Raw genomic sequence first — 18854 nt, 5'->3', positions numbered from 1 at the left:
GCGGCAACAAAATCCAAAGTTTCGGGAGAGTGAACATGGGCAAAATTATCGGTATCGACCTGGGGACTACCAACTCCTGCGTCTCCGTGCTGGAAAACGGCAAAGCCAAAGTTATTGAAAACGCTGAAGGCGCGCGTACCACGCCGTCGATCATCGCTTACGCCAACGATGGCGAAATTCTGGTAGGTCAGTCGGCCAAGCGTCAGGCTGTAACCAACCCGCACAACACCCTGTACGCGGTAAAGCGTCTGATCGGTCGTCGTTTCGACGAAGAAGTTGTGCAGAAAGACATCCAGATGGTCCCTTACAAGATCGTCAAGGCTGACAACAACGACGCCTGGGTAGAAGTGAACGGCCAGAAAATGGCACCGCCACAAATCTCGGCTGAAATTCTGAAGAAGATGAAGAAGACCGCCGAAGACTACCTCGGCGAGGCAGTGACCGAAGCGGTGATCACCGTTCCGGCCTACTTCAACGACAGCCAGCGTCAGGCCACCAAAGACGCCGGCCGCATCGCTGGTCTGGACGTAAAACGTATCATCAACGAGCCAACCGCAGCTGCTCTGGCTTACGGTATGGACAAGGCCAAGGGCGATCACACCGTCATCGTTTATGACCTGGGTGGCGGTACCTTCGACGTGTCCGTTATCGAAATCGCTGAAGTTGACGGCGAGCACCAGTTCGAAGTGTTGGCCACCAACGGTGACACCTTCCTCGGCGGTGAAGACTTCGACATTCGTCTGATCGACTACCTCGTTGACGAATTCAAGAAAGAAAGCGGCATGAACCTCAAAGGTGACCCGCTGGCGATGCAGCGCCTGAAAGAAGCCGCTGAGAAAGCCAAGATCGAGCTGTCGTCCGCTCAGTCGACCGACGTCAACCTGCCGTACATCACTGCAGACGCGACCGGTCCTAAGCACCTGAACGTGAAGATCTCGCGTGCCAAGCTCGAAGCACTGGTTGAAGACCTGGTTCAGCGCACCATCGAACCTTGCCGCATTGCCATGAAAGACGCCGGTATCGACGTCAGCGCGATCAACGACGTGATTCTGGTCGGTGGTCAGACTCGTATGCCGCTGGTACAGAAGCTGGTTACCGATTTCTTCGGTAAGGAAGCGCGTAAAGACGTCAACCCGGACGAAGCTGTTGCCATGGGTGCTGCGATTCAGGGCGCTGTTCTGGCCGGTGACGTGAAAGACGTGCTGCTGCTCGACGTCAGCCCGCTGACCCTGGGTATCGAAACCATGGGTGGCGTGATGACCGCGCTGATCGAGAAAAACACCACGATTCCTACCAAGAAATCGCAAGTGTTCTCGACTGCCGACGACAACCAGGGCGCTGTGACCATTCACGTTCTGCAAGGTGAGCGCAAGCAAGCTGCCCAGAACAAATCGCTGGGCAAGTTCGACCTGGCCGACATTCCACCAGCTCCACGTGGCGTGCCGCAGATCGAAGTGACCTTCGACATCGACGCCAACGGCATCCTGCACGTCGGCGCGAAAGACAAGGCTACCGGCAAGACCCAGTCGATCGTGATCAAGGCCAACTCCGGTCTGTCCGACGAAGAAATCGAGCGCATGGTGCGTGACGCCGAGGCGAATGCCGAGGAAGACCGTAAGTTCGAAGAGCTGGCCGCTGCCCGTAACCAGGGTGACGCACTGGTGCACTCGACTCGCAAGATGGTCGCTGACGCAGGCGACAAGGTCACCGCCGAAGAGAAGACTGCAATCGAAGCGGCTGTGGTTGCTCTTGAAGCCGCCGTCAAAGGCGACGACAAGGCTGCCATCGAAGCCAAGGTTGAAGAGCTGTCGAAAGTCTCCGCTCCGGTTGCTCAAAAGATGTACGCCGAGCAGGCTCAGCCAGCTGATGGCGCAGCCCCGCAAGGCGAATCGGCTGAGAAGGCTGACGACGTTGTCGATGCCGAGTTCGAAGAAGTCAAAGACCACAAGTAAGTTGTTGGTCGCCCGGTTGACTGCCTTGCGGCGGTGACTGGTAGGATGTCGCCGCGCGGGAGCTTGCCTCCCGCGTTGGCGTATCTGGAATACGTGAATTTTTACAGCATGCGACAACGCTCGCGTGTTGGTGGTATGGCTGAAAATGCTCCTGCTTTTCACGCCGCAAATACCGCATCAATCAAGACCAGGATCGTTGAATTGACGTGAGTTGGGTCCGGGCCTTAATGGGGGCTCAACGAGTTTGGCGAGGCTCAGGAGGGGTTTGCCGAACGTCCTTAAGAGTGCAAAGAACTTATGGCAAAGCGTGACTATTACGAAGTATTGGGTGTCGAGCGGGGCACGAGCGAAGCGGACCTGAAGAAGGCCTATCGCCGTCTGGCCATGAAGCACCACCCCGACCGTAATCCCGGCGACAAGGCTTCGGAAGAAGCATTCAAAGAGGCCAACGAGGCCTATGAAGTGTTGTCCGACGCCAGCAAGCGCGCGGCATACGACCAATACGGTCATGCCGGCGTCGATCCGAGCATGGGCGGCGGCGGTGCCGGTTTCGGTGGTCAGAACTTCTCGGACATCTTCGGCGATGTCTTCAGCGATTTCTTTGGTGGCGGTCGCGGCGGTGCCCGTGGCGGCGCTCAGCGTGGCAGCGATCTGCGCTACACCTTGGAGCTGAATCTGGAAGAAGCGGTGCGCGGTACGTCGGTGAATATCCGCGTTCCGACACTGGTCAACTGCAAACCGTGCGATGGTTCCGGCGCCAAGAAAGGCTCGTCGCCGACGACGTGCCCGACCTGCGGCGGCATCGGTCAGGTGCGCATGCAGCAGGGCTTTTTCTCGGTGCAGCAGACCTGCCCGCGCTGCCATGGCCAGGGCAAGATCATTTCCGATCCGTGCGACTCCTGCCACGGCGACGGTCGTGTCGAAGAGTACAAAACCCTGTCGGTCAAAGTGCCTGCCGGTGTTGATACTGGCGACCGCATTCGTCTGTCCGGCGAAGGCGAGGCGGGTACTCAGGGCGGGCCGACTGGCGACCTGTACGTTGTGATCAATGTGCGCGAACACGACATCTTCCAGCGTGACGGCAAGCATCTGTTCTGCGAAGTGCCGATCAGCTTCGTCGACGCAGCACTGGGCGGCGAGCTGGAAATTCCGACCCTCGACGGTCGCGTCAAACTGAAAATCCCCGAAGGCACGCAGACCGGCAAGCAGTTCCGCGTACGCGGCAAGGGCGTTGCGCCAGTGCGTGGCGGCGGTGCCGGCGACCTGATGTGCCGTGTCGCTGTGGAAACGCCGGTCAACCTCAACCGTCGTCAGCGTGAACTGCTGGAAGAATTCCGCAGCTCCCTGGCCGACGACAACAGCCACTCGCCGAAAACCACCGGTTGGTTCGACGGTGTGAAGCGTTTCTTCGGCGATTTGTAAGGAGTCGGCATGCGACGTATTGCAGTGATGGGCGCCGCCGGGCGCATGGGCAAGACCCTGATTGAAGCGGTGCAGCAGACGCCGGGCGCCGGTCTGACGGCGGCGGTCGATCGTCCCGACAGCACGCTGGTTGGCGCGGATGCCGGTGAGCTGGCAGCGCTGGGCCGTATCGGCGTGCCGCTGTCCGGTGATCTCGATCGTGTGGTTGAAGAGTTCGATGTGTTGATCGACTTCACTCACCCGACCGTGACTCTGAAGAACCTCGCGTTCTGCCGCAAACACGGCAAAGCGATGATCATCGGCACCACCGGTTTCAGTGTTGAAGAGAAGCAATTGCTGGCCGAGGCGGGCAAGGACATTCCGATCGTCTTCGCCGCCAACTTCAGCGTCGGCGTCAACCTGTGTCTTAAGTTGCTCGACACCGCTGCGCGCGTGCTGGGCGACGATGTCGATATCGAGATCATGGAAGCCCATCACCGCCACAAGGTCGATGCTCCGTCAGGTACGGCGGTGCGCATGGGTGAAGTGATTGCCGATGCCCTGGGGCGTGATCTGAAGAAGGTCGCGGTCTACGGTCGTGAAGGCCAGACCGGTGCGCGTGAGCGTGAAACCATTGGTTTCGCTACCGTGCGTGCCGGCGATATCGTCGGTGATCACACCGTGCTGTTCGCTGCCGATGGCGAGCGCGTCGAGATCACCCACAAGGCATCGAGCCGCATGACCTTCGCCAAGGGCGCGGTGCGTGCGGCGCTGTGGCTGGACGGTCGCGAGCCGGGCCTGTACGACATGCAAGACGTACTCGACCTGCGTTGAGTCGTTGCTGAACCCGGCGCAAACGTCCCGTTTTGCGCCGGTTTTTACCGCTTGGCGACGACCTGTCGCATTCTCCGGCCTTTAAGGCTCTTTAGCGGTGGACCAAAAACGCCTTTTTCTGTAAGCTACAGCTTTAGTGTGTCCACTAAAAGCGCGCAGAATAATTTCAGTGAAGAAGCGGGGTGACGTGTCCATACGTCACTCCGCTTTTTTACAACCTGCGATTGCCCTTTCATGCGTTATTTACGGGAGGTCTTCTTGACTAAGCCAGCCATACTCGCCCTTGCTGATGGCAGCATTTTTCGCGGCGAAGCCATTGGAGCCGACGGTCAGACCGTTGGTGAGGTGGTGTTCAACACCGCAATGACCGGCTATCAGGAAATCCTTACCGATCCTTCCTACGCCCAACAGATCGTTACCCTGACTTACCCGCACATCGGCAACACCGGCACCACGCCGGAAGACGCCGAGTCCGACCGCGTCTGGTCCGCTGGCCTGGTCATCCGTGACCTGCCGCTGGTAGCGAGCAACTGGCGTAACACGATGTCCCTGTCCGATTACCTGAAAGCCAACAACGTGGTGGCAATCGCCGGTATCGACACCCGTCGCCTGACCCGCATCCTGCGTGAAAAAGGCGCTCAGAACGGCTGCATCATGGCCGGCGACAACATCTCCGAAGAAGCGGCCATCGCCGCTGCGCAAGGCTTCCCGGGCCTGAAGGGCATGGATCTGGCGAAAGTCGTCAGCACCAAGACCCAGTACGAATGGCGCTCGACTGTCTGGGATCTGAAAACCGACAGCCACGCGACCATCGAAGCTTCCGAGCTGCCATATCACGTGGTCGCCTACGACTACGGCGTCAAGGTCAACATCCTGCGCATGCTGGTCGAGCGCGGCTGCCGCGTCACCGTAGTGCCTGCGCAGACTCCAGCCGCCGATGTGCTGGCGCTGAAGCCGGACGGCGTGTTCCTGTCCAACGGCCCTGGTGACCCGGAGCCATGCGACTACGCGATCCAGGCGATCAAGGAAGTGCTGGAAACCGAGACGCCGGTATTCGGCATCTGCCTCGGCCACCAGTTGCTGGCTCTGGCCTCCGGCGCCAAGACCCTGAAAATGGGCCACGGCCACCACGGTGCCAACCATCCGGTGCAGGATCTGGACACGGGCGTGGTGATGATCACCAGCCAGAACCACGGTTTTGCGGTAGACGAAGCCACCCTGCCAGCCAACGTGCGCGCGATCCACAAATCGCTGTTCGACGGCACCCTGCAAGGCATCGAACGCACCGACAAGAGCGCGTTCAGCTTCCAGGGTCACCCTGAAGCGAGCCCGGGCCCGAACGATGTTGCGCCACTGTTCGACCGCTTCATCAACGAGATGGCCAAGCGACGCTAAGCGTTCGCCTTGAGACTGTAGAGAGAAGCCCGCGAGGGCGGCCCCGGTTCCGGCGGCCCCCTCGGGACTTCAGAAATCGATCAAGACGGCTTGCCGACTGACCTGCGGATTTGAGTGACAAACCATGCCAAAACGTACAGACATTAAAAGCATCCTGATTCTCGGCGCTGGCCCGATCGTGATCGGCCAGGCCTGCGAATTCGACTACTCCGGCGCCCAGGCCTGCAAAGCCCTGCGCGAAGAGGGTTACCGCGTCATCCTGGTGAACTCCAACCCGGCCACCATCATGACCGACCCGGACATGGCCGACGCCACCTATATCGAGCCGATCAAATGGCAGACCGTGGCCAAGATCATCGAAAAAGAGCGTCCGGACGCCGTACTGCCAACCATGGGCGGCCAGACCGCTCTGAACTGCGCCCTGGACCTGGAGCGCGAAGGCGTTCTGGAGAAGTTCGGCGTAGAGATGATCGGTGCCAATGCCGACACTATCGACAAGGCTGAAGACCGTTCGCGTTTCGACAAGGCGATGAAATCCATCGGCCTGGCCTGCCCGCGTTCCGGCATCGCCCACAGCATGGAAGAAGCCAACGCGGTCCTCGAAACCCTCGGTTTCCCGTGCATCATCCGTCCGTCCTTCACCATGGGCGGCACCGGTGGCGGTATCGCTTACAACCGTGAAGAGTTCGAAGAAATCTGCGCCCGTGGTCTGGACCTGTCGCCGACCAAAGAGCTGCTGATCGACGAATCGCTGATCGGCTGGAAAGAATATGAAATGGAAGTTGTCCGCGACAAAAAGGACAACTGCATCATCGTCTGCTCGATCGAAAACTTCGACCCGATGGGCGTGCACACCGGCGACTCGATCACCGTAGCTCCAGCCCAGACGCTGACCGACAAGGAATACCAGATCCTGCGTAACGCCTCGCTGGCGGTACTGCGCGAGATCGGCGTCGAGACCGGCGGTTCCAACGTGCAGTTCGGTATCTGCCCGAACACTGGCCGTATGGTCGTGATCGAAATGAACCCGCGTGTTTCGCGCTCCTCGGCACTGGCTTCGAAAGCCACCGGTTTCCCGATTGCCAAGGTCGCGGCCAAACTGGCTGTGGGTTACACCCTTGATGAGCTGTCGAACGACATCACCGGCGGCAAGACCCCGGCGTCCTTCGAACCGTCGATCGACTACGTCGTCACCAAGCTGCCACGCTTCGCCTTCGAGAAGTTCGCCAAGGCTGACGCGCGCCTGACCACGCAAATGAAGTCGGTTGGCGAAGTCATGGCCATCGGCCGGACCTTCCAGGAATCCCTGCAGAAAGCCCTGCGCGGTCTGGAAGTCGGCGTTTGCGGTCTGGACGAGAAGCTCGATCTGAGCAACCCGGACAGCATGAGCGTGCTCAAGCGCGAACTGACCGTGCCGGGCGCTGAGCGTATCTGGTACGTGGCTGACGCCTTCCGCGCCGGTCTGTCGGTCGAAGACATCTTCGGCATGAATATGATCGACCCGTGGTTCCTGGTGCAGATCGAAGACCTGATCAAGGACGAAGAGAAGGTCAAGACCCTCGGTCTGTCCTCGATCGACCGCGACCTGATGTTCAAGCTCAAGCGCAAAGGCTTCTCCGATCAGCGTCTGGCCAAGCTGCTGGGCGTCACCGAGAAAAACCTGCGTACGCACCGTCAGAAGCTGGAAGTGTTCCCGGTCTACAAGCGCGTTGACACCTGCGCCGCCGAATTCGCCACCGACACCGCTTACCTGTACTCGACCTACGAGGAAGAGTGCGAAGCAGCGCCGTCGGGCCGCGACAAGATCATGATTCTTGGTGGCGGTCCGAACCGTATCGGCCAAGGCATCGAGTTCGACTACTGCTGCGTTCACGCTGCGCTCGCCCTGCGCGAAGACGGCTACGAAACCATCATGGTCAACTGCAACCCGGAAACCGTATCCACCGACTACGACACTTCCGACCGTCTGTACTTCGAGCCGGTAACCCTGGAAGACGTACTGGAAATCTGCCGCGTCGAGAAGCCGAAAGGCGTGATCGTCCAGTACGGCGGCCAGACTCCGCTGAAACTGGCTCGTGCTCTGGAAGCTGCTGGCGTGCCGATCATCGGCACCAGCCCTGACGCGATCGACCGCGCCGAAGACCGCGAGCGCTTCCAGCAAATGGTCGAGCGCCTGAACCTGCGTCAGCCGCCAAACGCCACTGTGCGCAGCGAAGATGAAGCTGTTCGCGCTGCGGCAAAGATCGGTTATCCGCTGGTGGTGCGCCCGTCCTACGTGTTGGGCGGCCGTGCGATGGAAATCGTATACAAGGAAGACGAGCTCAAGCGTTACCTGCGTGACGCGGTGCAAGTGTCCAACGACAGCCCGGTGCTGCTCGACCACTTCCTCAACTGCGCCATCGAAATGGACGTGGATGCGGTCTGCGACGGCAAAGATGTAGTAATTGGCGCGATCATGCAGCACATCGAACAGGCGGGCGTCCACTCCGGTGACTCCGCTTGCTCGTTGCCGCCGTATTCGCTGCCATCGCACATCCAGGACGAGATGCGCGAACAGGTCAAGAAAATGGCTCTGGAACTGGGCGTTGTCGGCCTGATGAACGTGCAATTGGCTCTGCAGGGCGAAGACATCTATGTCATCGAAGTCAACCCGCGCGCCTCGCGTACCGTACCGTTCGTTTCCAAGTGCATCGGTGTTTCCCTGGCCATGATCGCTGCGCGCGTGATGGCCGGTAAGACCCTGAAGGAAATCGGCTTCACCAAGGAAATCATCCCGAACTTCTACAGCGTGAAAGAGGCGGTGTTCCCGTTCGCCAAGTTCCCTGGCGTTGACCCGATCCTCGGCCCAGAGATGAAGTCGACCGGTGAAGTAATGGGCGTCGGCGACACCTTCGGTGAAGCATTCGCCAAGGCGCAGATGGGCGCCAGCGAAGTGCTGCCGACCGGCGGTACCGCGTTCATCAGCGTGCGCGATGACGACAAGCCACTGGTTGCAGGTGTGGCCCGTGATCTGATCAACTTGGGCTTCGAAGTGGTCGCCACTGCCGGCACTGCCAAGCTGATCGAAGCCGCAGGCCTGAAAGTGCGCCGCGTGAACAAGGTGACCGAGGGTCGTCCACACGTGGTCGACATGATCAAGAATGACGAAGTCACGCTGATCATCAACACCACCGAAGGTCGTCAGTCGATCGCCGATTCGTACTCCATTCGTCGCAATGCCCTGCAGCACAAGATCTACTGCACCACCACTATCGCTGCGGGCGAAGCGATCTGCGAAGCGCTGAAGTTCGGTCCGGAAAAGACCGTGCGCCGCTTGCAGGATCTACACGCAGGATTGAAGGCATGAGCATAACCAAGTACCCAATGACTGTTCAGGGCGCTCGCGCCCTGGAAGAGGAGCATGCTCACCTGACCAAGGTCGTCCGTCCGAAGCTCAGCCAGGACATCGGTACGGCCCGCGAGTTGGGTGACTTGAAGGAAAACGCTGAATACCATGCTGCCCGCGAACAGCAAGGCATGGTCGAAGCGCGTATTCGTGATATCGAAGGCCGGATTCAGAATCAGGTCATCATCGACGTCACGACCATTCCTCACACCGGTAAAGTGATTTTCGGTACCACCGTCGAGATCGCCAACGTCGAGACTGATGAAAGCGTCACTTACCACATCGTGGGTGAGGATGAGGCTGACTTCAAACTCGGCAAGATCTCCGTCGGTTCGCCGCTGGCCCGCGCCTTGATTGGCAAGGAAGAGGGTGACGTGGTCGCCGTCAAAACGCCAAGCGGCGTGATCGAGTACGAGATTGTCGAAGTTCGTCACATCTGAAAGAAGGCGCCCGCTGCATGCGGGCGCCATGCTTTGGCAACTGACCCAGATGCTTTGGGTCGGTGGCCTGTGGTTGATTCATATCGGTTTGCAGCCGGCGTTGGGCCAGATCGGCCTGGCGCCGCTGTTGATCGATGAAGTCGCCAGTGCATTCGAAGTGCTGGTGGTGGGGTTTGCCGCTCTGTGCGTGATCTTTCAGGCTTTGGTGCTGGTACAGGCCGAGGGTCTTGGCAGTCTATGGCGGGATTTTCGCGGGCAGGTGCTGTTGATGGCGTTGTACGCGTGCGCGATGTATGTCGCTGTGCGTGTCGGCTGGCCGGATGCGCAGCGCTGGCAGGTATTCAGTTATCTGGTGCTGGGATTTTCCGGGTTGGTGCTGGTCATGCAGCCGGTGCCGGGATGGAGTGGCAGGGTGCGCGAAGCACACCCTTGACCCTGCACATCACTTGAAGCGATGAACGTTCGACAGCTGCTTGTTGGCGCTGAAGTTCTTGCGGTAGACCAGAGCCATCTTGCCGATCACCTGAACCAGGTCCGCTTTGCCGACCTTGCACAGTTCGGCGATGTGCGCCAGGCGCGACTCGCGATCGAGGATATTGAGCTTGATCTTGATCAGCTCGTGATCGGCCAAGGCGCGTTCAAGTTCGGCTAAAACACCTTCAGTCAAACCGTTGTCCGCCACCGTCAACACTGGTTTGAGGTGGTGGCCGATGGATTTGTACTGTTTCTTCTGCTCTGGAGTGAGCGGCATAATCTGACCCTTTCGTCTGGATTCTGTAAAATGGCGGCCATTTTACCCGAGGGTTCGTGGATCCGCCCAACTAATCACGACCCTAATCATCGAGGTGCCCAATGGCGCGTTCCAAGACAAGCCTTGGTTGGCTGAAAAGACATGTCAACGATCCTTATGTGAAGCAGGCGCAGAAGGATGGCTACCGCTCGCGTGCAAGTTACAAGCTTCTGGAGATCCAGGAAAAGTACAAACTGATCCGTCCCGGCATGAGCGTGGTCGACCTCGGCGCCGCGCCGGGTGGCTGGTCCCAGGTGACCAGTCGGTTGATCGGCGGTCAGGGTCGTCTGATCGCTTCGGACATCCTGGAAATGGACAGCATTCCGGACGTGCATTTTATCCAGGGCGACTTCACGGAGGACTCGGTGCTCGCTGAAATCCTGGAGGCCGTGGGTAATTCGCAGGTGGACCTTGTGATTTCCGATATGGCCCCCAATATGAGTGGTACACCCGAAGTGGATATGCCCAAGGCCATGTTCCTGTGTGAGCTGGCGCTGGACCTGGCGGAACGGATCCTCAAGCCCGGTGGCAATTTCGTCATCAAGATTTTTCAGGGTGAAGGGTTTGATGTTTATCTGAAGGACGCTCGGAAGAAATTCGACAAGATCCAGATGATCAAGCCAGACTCTTCCCGTGGCAGCTCCCGTGAGCAGTACATGCTGGCTTGGGGTTATCGCGGCGGTGATGCGTAAAACGAGGTTTTTCGGCGGGGCGATAGGTTTTTCATATTTCGCTCTGCAGGCATAAGCGAATATTGTGTAGAAAGTGTTTCACAAAGGGTTACAGACGGCGCCTGCCAGAGTTGTAGGTAATGTAGTAAGTTAGGCCGGTGAATATCATGCGAAGCGCGCGCCAGTAGCGGAGCTTGCTTCAGAGGGTAGTTAATTGAACGATATGGCAAAGAATCTGATCCTGTGGTTGATCATCGCGGCAGTCCTGGTGACGGTGATGAACAACTTCTCCAGCCCTAACGAGCCGCAGACCCTCAACTATTCCGACTTCATCCAGCAGGTCAAGGATGGCAAGGTCGAGCGCGTAGCCGTTGACGGCTATGTGATTACCGGCAAGCGCACCGATGGCGACAGCTTCAAGACCATTCGTCCGGCAATTCAGGACAATGGCCTGATCGGCGATCTGGTCGACAATCACGTTGTGGTTGAAGGCAAGCAGCCTGAACAGCAAAGCATCTGGACTCAGCTCCTGGTGGCCAGCTTCCCGATCCTGGTGATCATCGCGGTGTTCATGTTCTTCATGCGCCAGATGCAGGGCGGCGCAGGCGGCAAGGGCGGGCCGATGAGCTTCGGCAAGAGCAAGGCACGCCTGCTCTCCGAAGATCAGGTGAAAACCACTTTGGCTGACGTTGCCGGTTGCGACGAAGCCAAGGAAGAAGTCGGCGAGCTGGTCGAGTTCCTGCGTGATCCGGGCAAATTCCAGCGTCTGGGCGGTCGTATCCCGCGCGGCGTGCTGATGGTCGGCCCGCCGGGTACCGGTAAAACCTTGCTGGCCAAGGCGATTGCCGGCGAAGCGAAAGTGCCGTTCTTCACCATTTCCGGTTCCGACTTTGTCGAAATGTTCGTCGGTGTCGGCGCCAGCCGCGTCCGCGACATGTTCGAGCAGGCCAAGAAGCACGCCCCTTGCATCATCTTCATCGACGAAATCGATGCCGTGGGTCGCCATCGTGGCGCCGGCATGGGTGGCGGTCATGACGAGCGTGAGCAGACTCTAAACCAGTTGCTGGTAGAGATGGACGGCTTTGAAATGAATGACGGCATCATTGTTATTGCTGCGACCAACCGTCCGGACGTACTCGACCCTGCGCTGCTGCGTCCGGGCCGTTTCGACCGTCAGGTGGTCGTCGGCTTGCCTGACATTCGTGGTCGCGAGCAGATTCTTAAAGTTCACATGCGCAAAGTGCCAATGGGCGACGACGTTGCTCCGGCAGTGATCGCACGCGGTACTCCGGGCTTCTCCGGTGCTGACCTGGCCAACCTGGTCAACGAAGCGTCGTTGTTCGCTGCCCGTAGCGGCAAACGCATCGTCGAGATGAAAGAGTTCGAACTGGCCAAAGACAAGATCATGATGGGCGCCGAGCGCAAATCCATGGTCATGTCCGAGAAAGAAAAGCAGAACACTGCTTACCACGAAGCCGGCCACGCCATAGTTGGTCGCGTCGTGCCTGAGCATGATCCGGTCTACAAGGTGTCGATCATCCCGCGCGGTCGTGCGCTGGGTGTGACCATGTTCCTGCCGGAAGAAGATCGTTACAGCCTGTCCAAACGTGCGCTGATCAGCCAGATCTGCTCGTTGTACGGTGGCCGTATCGCAGAAGAAATGACTCTGGGCTTTGACGGTGTAACCACCGGTGCGTCCAACGACATCATGCGTGCAAGTCAGATTGCCCGGAACATGGTGACGAAATGGGGCCTGTCGGAAAAACTCGGTCCGCTGATGTATGCCGAAGAAGAGGGCGAAGTGTTCCTTGGTCGCGGCGGTGGCGGCCAGGCTGCCAGCTTCTCCGGTGAGACAGCCAAGCTGATCGACTCCGAAGTACGCAGCATCATTGATCAGTGCTACGGCACCGCCAAGCAGATCCTCACGGATAACCGTGACAAGCTGGATGCCATGGCTGATGCGCTGATGAAGTACGAAACCATCGATGCCGAGCAGATCGACGACATCATGGCTGGCCGCACACCTCGCGAACCTCGCGACTGGTCGGGTGGCACCGGTACGCCTCCGCCGCCTGTCGTGCAGGACGAGCGTCCGGAAAAACCGATTGGCGGTCCGGCTGCTGACGTTTAAGGCTTGAAATGACTTCTGTTCAGTCCCTGACCCGGTTGCCTTGCGGCAACCGGGTTCTTGATTTGGCCCAGACGCATGTCATGGGTATTCTCAATGTCACTCCTGATTCTTTCTCCGATGGTGGTCGCTATAGCCAGCTCGATGCGGCTTTGCGCCACGCCGAAGCCATGGTGCTGGCTGGCGCGACGCTGATTGATGTCGGCGGCGAATCGACCCGGCCAGGCGCGCGAGCGGTTTCTCCTCTGGAGGAGCTCGAGCGCGTCGCGCCGATTGTCGAGCTGATCAATCGCGAGCTGGATGTGATCATCTCGGTCGATACTTCGACCCCCGCAGTCATGCGCGAAACCGCCCGGCTCGGTGCCGGACTGATCAATGATGTGCGTTCGTTGCGTCGCGATGGCGCGCTGGATGCGGCGGCGGCCACCGGATTGCCGGTCTGCCTCATGCACATGCTCGGCGAGCCGGGGGATATGCAGGACAATCCGCAGTATCAGGATGTCACCCGCGAGGTCGGTGAGTTTCTCGCCGAACGCATGGATCATTGTGCCCAGGCGGGCATTCCTGCCGAGCGGATCATTCTCGATCCCGGCTTCGGCTTCGCCAAGACCCTGCAGCACAATCTAAGCTTGTTCAAACACATGGAGGCCCTGCATGCACTGGGTCGACCACTGCTGGTAGGTGTTTCGCGCAAGAGTATGATTGGCCACGCTTTGAACCGTCCCGTAGGCGAGCGTCTGCATGGCGGCCTGGCGCTGGCAGCGCTGGCGTCGGTCAAGGGCGCGCGGATATTGCGCGTCCACGACGTGGCGGAAACTGTCGATGTAGTGCGAATGATCGCGGCCGTAGAATCAGCCGAATAAGAATGATGGAGCACTTATGAGCAAGAAATATTTTGGTACCGACGGCATTCGCGGTCGTGTAGGTGAATACCCGATCACGCCTGACTTCATGCTCAAGCTCGGCTGGGCTGCTGGTATGGCTTTTCGCAAGATGGGTGCCTGTAAGGTGCTGGTCGGCAAGGACACGCGGATCTCCGGCTATATGTTCGAGTCGGCACTCGAGGCCGGGCTGACCTCGGCGGGTGCCGATGTGATGCTGCTCGGCCCGATGCCGACGCCTGCCATCGCTTATCTGTCGCGTACGTTCCAGGCTGAAGCCGGCATCGTGATCAGTGCTTCGCACAACCCGCATGATGACAACGGCATCAAGTTCTTCTCCGGCAAAGGCACCAAGCTGCCCGATGAATTGGAACTGATGATCGAAGAGTTGCTCGATACGCCGATGACCGTCGTCGAGTCGAGCAAGATCGGTAAAGTGTCGCGAATCAATGACGCATCGGGTCGCTACATTGAGTTCTGCAAAAGCAGCGTGCCTACCGGGACCAATTTCGCCGGTCTGAAGATCGTTATCGACTGCGCGCATGGTGCGACTTACAAGGTTGCACCGAGCGTCTTCCGTGAGTTGGGCGCTGAAGTTGTCGTGCTTTCCGCCCAGCCGAACGGGCTGAACATCAACGATAACTGCGGTTCCACGCATATGGGGCCGTTGCAGGCCGCCGTTCTGGCTGAGCATGCGGACCTGGGTATCGCCTTCGATGGTGATGGTGATCGGGTATTGATGGTCGATCACACCGGCACCATCGTTGATGGTGATGACCTGCTGTTCATCATTGCTCGCGATCTGCATGAGCGTGGCAAGTTGCAGGGTGGCGTCGTCGGTACATTGATGAGCAATCTTGGTCTCGAGCTGGCCTTGGCGGATCTGTCGATCCCGTTCGTTCGCGCCAATGTTGGTGACCGCTACGTGATTGCCGAACTGCAAGAGCGCAACTGGCTCGTTGGCGGGGAAAACTCCGGGCATGTGGTGTGCTTCAATCACACCACTACGGGCGACGCGATCATCGCTGCCCTACAGGTGTTGATGGCTCTGAAATCCCGCAATGAAGGTCTGGCACAAACGCGCCAGGCGTTGCGCAAGTGCCCTCAGGTGCTGATCAACGTTCGCTTTGGCGGCGGTGAAAGCCCGCTGGAGCATCCGGCTGTCAAGGAGGCCAGTGCCCGTGTCACTCAGGCGATGGCGGGGCGCGGTCGCGTGCTTCTGCGCAAGTCCGGCACAGAGCCTTTGGTGCGCGTAATGGTCGAAGGCGAGGACGAAAACCAGGTCCGCGGCTATGCCGAAGAGCTGGCAAAACTGGTAACCGAAGTTTCTGCCTGATACGGCTTGCAAGCCATGATTGTGTTGGGTAACATCTGCGCCCACTTTGACCGACGAGGTACAGCATGCGTCGCCCTATGGTAGCTGGTAACTGGAAGATGCACGGTACCCGCGCCAGCGTCGCTGAGCTGATTAACGGCCTTCGTCATCTGGCCTTGCCAAGCGGTGTTGATGTCGCGGTGTTCCCGCCTTGCTTGTATATCAATCAAGTGATTGATGGCTTGAAAGGCAAGTCGATTTCGGTCGGCGCGCAGAATTCTGCGGTGGAAGCCATGCAAGGTGCGTTGACTGGTGAGATTGCTCCCAGCCAACTGGTGGATGCAGGTTGTTCCCTGGTGCTTGTCGGGCACTCCGAGCGCCGCCAGATTATGGGCGAGCGAGACGGGATGCTGAATCGCAAGTTCGCAGCGGCGCAGGCATGTGGCTTGATTCCGGTGTTGTGTGTCGGGGAAACCCTCGAGCAGCGCGAAGCCGGAAAAACTCTTGAAGTTGTCGGGCGTCAGCTGGGCAGCATTATCGAGGAGTTGGGTGTCGGTGCCTTTGCCAAGGCAGTGATTGCATACGAGCCGGTCTGGGCCATTGGTACCGGGCTGACTGCAACGCCGCAACAGGCTCAGGATGTGCATAAAGCCATTCGCGAGCAGTTGGCGGCAGAGAATTCTGAAGTCGCACGAGGTGTGCGGCTTCTATACGGCGGCAGCGTGAAGGCGGCCAATGCGGTCGAACTGTTCGGCATGCCGGATATCGATGGGGGGCTCATTGGTGGAGCTTCCCTGAATGCAGATGAGTTCGGTGCGATCTGTCGCGCCGCGGGAAACTGAAAAAATGCTGGAAACAGTCGTAGTCGTTTTTCATCTGCTGGGTGCATTGGGCGTAGTTGCTCTGGTTTTGCTGCAGCAGGGTAAGGGTGCGGACGCTGGCGCGTCTTTCGGAGCAGGTGCTTCAAATACTGTGTTCGGAAGCCAAGGTTCCTCTACCTTTCTTAGTAAGTTTACTGCTATACTTGCCGCCGGTTTCTTCATAACCAGCTTGGGGTTAGGTTACTTTGCTAAAGAGAAAGCTCATCAGCTGACTCAAGCAGGTCTGCCAGATCCAGCAGTGTTGGAAGTACCTAAGCAACAACCGGCTTCTGATGATGTCCCGGTGCTTCAAGAGCAAAAGTCGGCTACTCCAGCGACTGACGTGCCTCCAGCTCAAGAGCAGAAGTAAGAAGGGTTTCAAACGTAGTATTGCCGAGGTGGTGGAATTGGTAGACACGCAACCTTGAGGTGGTTGTGCCCATAGGGTGTAGGGGTTCGAGTCCCCTTCTCGGTACCAATTAGTCAGGAGAGCCCGCTGTTGCGGGCTTTCTTGCAGGTGGAAGGTTACATTGACCCTAAAAGGGATCGGTCGTATACTTCCGCCCCAGCTTTGTCGCGGGGTGGAGCAGTCTGGTAGCTCGTCGGGCTCATAACCCGAAGGTCGTCGGTTCAAATCCGGCCCCCGCAACCAGTTTAAGGAGCCCCTTTTAAGGGGCTTTTTGTTAGCTGGATACTTTCAACGCCGCTGTTCGACGGCGTTTCAAGGATGGGCGTTATGCCCATTTTTTTATTTTGCAAAGCATGCACATATCATGCACTAGGGGGTTCAGGTGTCGAGCAAGCTAGAAGAGTTGCAGGCCTTGCTGGCCCCGGTGGTCGTGGCCCTGGGCTATGAATGCTGGGGTATCGAGTTTTCGGCTCAGGGTCGTCACTCGATGTTGCGCGTTTATATCGATAAAGAGGGTGGCGTGCTGGTGGACGATTGCGCCATTGTCAGCCGTCAGATCAGCGGTGTTCTGGATGTTGAAGATCCGATCTCCGTTGAATACACCCTTGAAGTTTCCTCGCCTGGCATGGAGCGCCCGCTGTTCACTCTTGAGCAGTTTGCCAAATTTGCCGGTGAACAAGTGAAGATCAAGCTGCGTTCGCCTTTCGAAGGTCGACGCAATTTTCAGGGCCTTCTGCGCGGTGTAGAAGAGCAGGACGTCGTGGTGCAGGTAGAAGACCACGAGTTCCTGTTGCCGATCGATATGATCGACAAGGCCAACATTATTCCCAGTTTTGACTGAGACGCGGATCCCGCGGATCCAATGGCTTGCGAAAGGCGAGGCGTACGATGAGCAAAGAAGTACTGCTGGTTGTTGAGTCGGTATCCAATGAAAAGGGTGTACCGGCAAGCGTAATTTTTGAAGCGCTGGAGCTGGCTCTGGCCACTGCTACCAAAAAGCGTTTTGAAGACGAAGTGGACCTGCGTGTGGAAATCAACCGCCACACCGGTTCCTACGAAACCTTCCGTCGCTGGACGGTCGTCGAAGAGAATGATCTCGACGATCCGGCCATCGAGACCTGGCCAAGCAAGGTTGCCGAAACGCATCCTGGCGCCAAGGTTGGTGACGTCGTCGAAGAGAAAATCGAATCCATCGAGTTCGGCCGCATCGCTGCACAGACTGCCAAGCAGGTCATCGTGCAGAAAGTTCGCGAAGCCGAGCGCGCTCAAGTGGTTGACGCCTATCGCGAGCGCCTGGGAGAAATCATCTCCGGCACCGTGAAAAAAGTCACCCGCGACAACGTGATCGTCGATCTGGGCAACAATGCTGAAGCATTGCTGGCCCGTGAAGACATCATTTCTCGCGAAACCTTCCGTGTCGGCGTGCGTCTGCGTGCGCTGCTCAAGGAAATCCGCACCGAGAACCGCGGCCCGCAGCTGATCCTGTCGCGTACCGCGCCGGAAATGCTGATCGAGCTGTTCCGTATCGAAGTGCCGGAAATCGCCGAAGGCCTCATCGAGGTCATGGCCGCCTCCCGTGATCCGGGTTCGCGAGCCAAGATCGCCGTCCGTTCCAAGGACAAGCGCATCGACCCGCAAGGTGCCTGCATCGGTATGCGCGGTTCGCGCGTCCAGGCGGTATCGGGTGAGTTGGGCGGTGAGCGTGTTGATATCGTGCTGTGGGACGACAACCCGGCCCAGTTCGTCATCAACGCCATGTCCCCGGCCGAGGTTGCGGCAATTATCGTTGACGAAGATGCCCATGCCATGGACATCGCCGTTGGCGCAGACAATCTGGCTCAGGCCATCGGTCGCGGTGGTCAGAACGTGCGTCTGGCCAGCCAGTTGACTGGCTGGACCCTGAACGTGATGACCGAATCGGACATCCAGGCTAAGCAGCAAGCAGAAACCGGCGACATCCTGCGCAACTTCATCGACGAGCTGGAAGTCGACGAAGAACTGGCTCAGGTGCTGGTAGATGAAGGCTTCACCAGCCTGGAAGAGATTGCCTACGTACCGGTGGAGGAGATGCTCAACATCGACGGCTTTGACGAGGACATCGTCAACGAGCTTCGTGCTCGCGCCAAGGATCGCTTGTTGACCAAAGCCATCGCTACTGAGGAAAAGCTGGCAGACGCCCATCCGGCCGAAGACCTGCTCTCGCTTGAGGGTATGGACAAGGATTTGGCGATGGAACTGGCGGTGCGCGGCGTAATTACCCGCGAAGACCTGGCCGAGCAGTCTATTGACGACCTGCTCGACATCGACGGCATTGACGATGATCGTGCCGGCAAGTTGATCATGGCCGCCCGAGCCCACTGGTTCGAGTAATTAGGCGCGGCCTGAGGAGAGAA

At 58.5% G+C, this 18854-nt stretch carries 16 protein-coding genes and 2 tRNA genes; 17 read left to right on the top strand and 1 reads right to left on the bottom strand.

All coding sequences use genetic code 11. The features are described 5' to 3' along the window. Positions 1 to 35: 35 nt before the first annotated feature. The 7 genes from dnaK to AB4N47_RS19295 all read left to right on the top strand — a co-directional run bounded on the left by dnaK (position 36) and on the right by AB4N47_RS19295 (position 9840). Positions 36 to 1952: a molecular chaperone DnaK gene (gene dnaK / locus AB4N47_RS19325; protein WP_024011565.1), complete on the top strand. Its 1917-nt coding sequence runs from the start codon at positions 36 to 38 to the stop codon at positions 1950 to 1952. A gap of 297 nt (positions 1953 to 2249) precedes the next feature. Beyond that, positions 2250 to 3374, top strand: coding sequence for a molecular chaperone DnaJ (dnaJ, locus tag AB4N47_RS19320; protein WP_016771767.1), 1125 nt, complete (start codon positions 2250 to 2252; stop codon positions 3372 to 3374). 9 nt (positions 3375 to 3383) lie between these two features. After that, complete coding sequence (dapB, locus tag AB4N47_RS19315) at positions 3384 to 4187, top strand: 4-hydroxy-tetrahydrodipicolinate reductase (protein ID WP_016771766.1); 804 nt, start codon at positions 3384 to 3386, stop codon at positions 4185 to 4187. 258 nt (positions 4188 to 4445) lie between these two features. Then, complete coding sequence (carA, locus tag AB4N47_RS19310) at positions 4446 to 5582, top strand: glutamine-hydrolyzing carbamoyl-phosphate synthase small subunit (protein WP_016771765.1); 1137 nt, start codon at positions 4446 to 4448, stop codon at positions 5580 to 5582. 124 nt (positions 5583 to 5706) lie between these two features. After that, positions 5707 to 8928 (top strand): carbamoyl-phosphate synthase large subunit, encoded by a 3222-nt coding sequence (gene carB / locus AB4N47_RS19305; protein ID WP_341639057.1) that lies wholly within the window; start codon positions 5707 to 5709, stop codon positions 8926 to 8928. A 2-nt stretch (positions 8929 to 8930) separates the two neighbouring features. Then, a complete protein-coding gene (gene greA / locus AB4N47_RS19300; protein WP_038861135.1) occupies positions 8931 to 9407 on the top strand; it encodes a transcription elongation factor GreA in 477 nt (158 codons plus the stop codon). Between the two features lie 28 nt (positions 9408 to 9435). Beyond that, the gene (locus AB4N47_RS19295; protein ID WP_016771762.1) at positions 9436 to 9840 is read left to right on the top strand and encodes a hypothetical protein; all 405 of its coding nucleotides are present in this window, start codon (positions 9436 to 9438) and stop codon (positions 9838 to 9840) included. A gap of 9 nt (positions 9841 to 9849) precedes the next feature. Here AB4N47_RS19295 and AB4N47_RS19290 read toward each other — a convergent pair whose 3' ends face one another. After that, complete coding sequence (locus AB4N47_RS19290; protein ID WP_016771761.1) at positions 9850 to 10158, bottom strand: YhbY family RNA-binding protein; 309 nt, start codon at positions 10156 to 10158, stop codon at positions 9850 to 9852. Positions 10159 to 10259: 101 nt separating this feature from the next. Between AB4N47_RS19290 and rlmE the strand changes: the two genes are divergently transcribed. From rlmE to nusA, 10 genes are all read left to right on the top strand, one after another. After that, complete coding sequence (rlmE, locus tag AB4N47_RS19285; protein WP_016771760.1) at positions 10260 to 10889, top strand: 23S rRNA (uridine(2552)-2'-O)-methyltransferase RlmE; 630 nt, start codon at positions 10260 to 10262, stop codon at positions 10887 to 10889. Positions 10890 to 11091: 202 nt separating this feature from the next. Then, positions 11092 to 12999 (top strand): ATP-dependent zinc metalloprotease FtsH, encoded by a 1908-nt coding sequence (ftsH, locus tag AB4N47_RS19280; RefSeq protein ID WP_016771759.1) that lies wholly within the window; start codon positions 11092 to 11094, stop codon positions 12997 to 12999. A gap of 8 nt (positions 13000 to 13007) precedes the next feature. Next, complete coding sequence (gene folP, locus AB4N47_RS19275; protein ID WP_341639058.1) at positions 13008 to 13859, top strand: dihydropteroate synthase; 852 nt, start codon at positions 13008 to 13010, stop codon at positions 13857 to 13859. Between the two features lie 16 nt (positions 13860 to 13875). Then, entirely contained in the window at positions 13876 to 15213 is a 1338-nt protein-coding gene (gene glmM / locus AB4N47_RS19270) for a phosphoglucosamine mutase (protein WP_073473855.1), read from the top strand. Positions 15214 to 15278: 65 nt separating this feature from the next. Beyond that, complete coding sequence (gene tpiA, locus AB4N47_RS19265; RefSeq protein ID WP_007915248.1) at positions 15279 to 16034, top strand: triose-phosphate isomerase; 756 nt, start codon at positions 15279 to 15281, stop codon at positions 16032 to 16034. Positions 16035 to 16038: 4 nt separating this feature from the next. After that, entirely contained in the window at positions 16039 to 16422 is a 384-nt protein-coding gene (secG, locus tag AB4N47_RS19260; protein ID WP_016771756.1) for a preprotein translocase subunit SecG, read from the top strand. Positions 16423 to 16444: 22 nt separating this feature from the next. Next, positions 16445 to 16530 (top strand) — tRNA-Leu (locus AB4N47_RS19255). A gap of 97 nt (positions 16531 to 16627) precedes the next feature. Then, a tRNA-Met gene (locus tag AB4N47_RS19250) sits at positions 16628 to 16704 on the top strand. Positions 16705 to 16843: 139 nt separating this feature from the next. Continuing rightward, positions 16844 to 17302 (top strand): ribosome maturation factor RimP, encoded by a 459-nt coding sequence (gene rimP, locus AB4N47_RS19245; protein ID WP_007973115.1) that lies wholly within the window; start codon positions 16844 to 16846, stop codon positions 17300 to 17302. Between the two features lie 47 nt (positions 17303 to 17349). Then, positions 17350 to 18831, top strand: a complete 1482-nt coding sequence (gene nusA / locus AB4N47_RS19240; protein WP_024011569.1) for a transcription termination factor NusA — start codon at positions 17350 to 17352, stop codon at positions 18829 to 18831. Positions 18832 to 18854 lie beyond the last annotated feature (23 nt).

It is taken from the genome of Pseudomonas sp. S3_G06 (assembly GCF_054667565.1).
Note: the sequence above shows the minus strand (reverse complement) of the source record. Positions and strands in the feature narration are given on the sequence as shown.

What these genes read in the sequence shown, in the direction of transcription:
- dnaK (WP_024011565.1), top strand. Translation starts at nt 36, where the DNA reads ATGGGCAAAATTATCGGTATCGACCTGGGGACTACCAACTCCTGCGTC.
- dnaJ (WP_016771767.1), top strand. Translation starts at nt 2,250, where the DNA reads ATGGCAAAGCGTGACTATTACGAAGTATTGGGTGTCGAGCGGGGCACG.
- dapB (WP_016771766.1), top strand. Translation starts at nt 3,384, where the DNA reads ATGCGACGTATTGCAGTGATGGGCGCCGCCGGGCGCATGGGCAAGACC.
- carB (WP_341639057.1), top strand. Translation starts at nt 5,707, where the DNA reads ATGCCAAAACGTACAGACATTAAAAGCATCCTGATTCTCGGCGCTGGC.
- AB4N47_RS19295 (WP_016771762.1), top strand. Translation starts at nt 9,436, where the DNA reads ATGCTTTGGCAACTGACCCAGATGCTTTGGGTCGGTGGCCTGTGGTTG.
- AB4N47_RS19290 (WP_016771761.1), bottom strand. Translation starts at nt 10,158, where the DNA reads ATGCCGCTCACTCCAGAGCAGAAGAAACAGTACAAATCCATCGGCCAC.
- rlmE (WP_016771760.1), top strand. Translation starts at nt 10,260, where the DNA reads ATGGCGCGTTCCAAGACAAGCCTTGGTTGGCTGAAAAGACATGTCAAC.
- ftsH (WP_016771759.1), top strand. Translation starts at nt 11,092, where the DNA reads ATGGCAAAGAATCTGATCCTGTGGTTGATCATCGCGGCAGTCCTGGTG.
- folP (WP_341639058.1), top strand. Translation starts at nt 13,008, where the DNA reads ATGACTTCTGTTCAGTCCCTGACCCGGTTGCCTTGCGGCAACCGGGTT.
- glmM (WP_073473855.1), top strand. Translation starts at nt 13,876, where the DNA reads ATGAGCAAGAAATATTTTGGTACCGACGGCATTCGCGGTCGTGTAGGT.
- tpiA (WP_007915248.1), top strand. Translation starts at nt 15,279, where the DNA reads ATGCGTCGCCCTATGGTAGCTGGTAACTGGAAGATGCACGGTACCCGC.
- secG (WP_016771756.1), top strand. Translation starts at nt 16,039, where the DNA reads ATGCTGGAAACAGTCGTAGTCGTTTTTCATCTGCTGGGTGCATTGGGC.
- nusA (WP_024011569.1), top strand. Translation starts at nt 17,350, where the DNA reads ATGAGCAAAGAAGTACTGCTGGTTGTTGAGTCGGTATCCAATGAAAAG.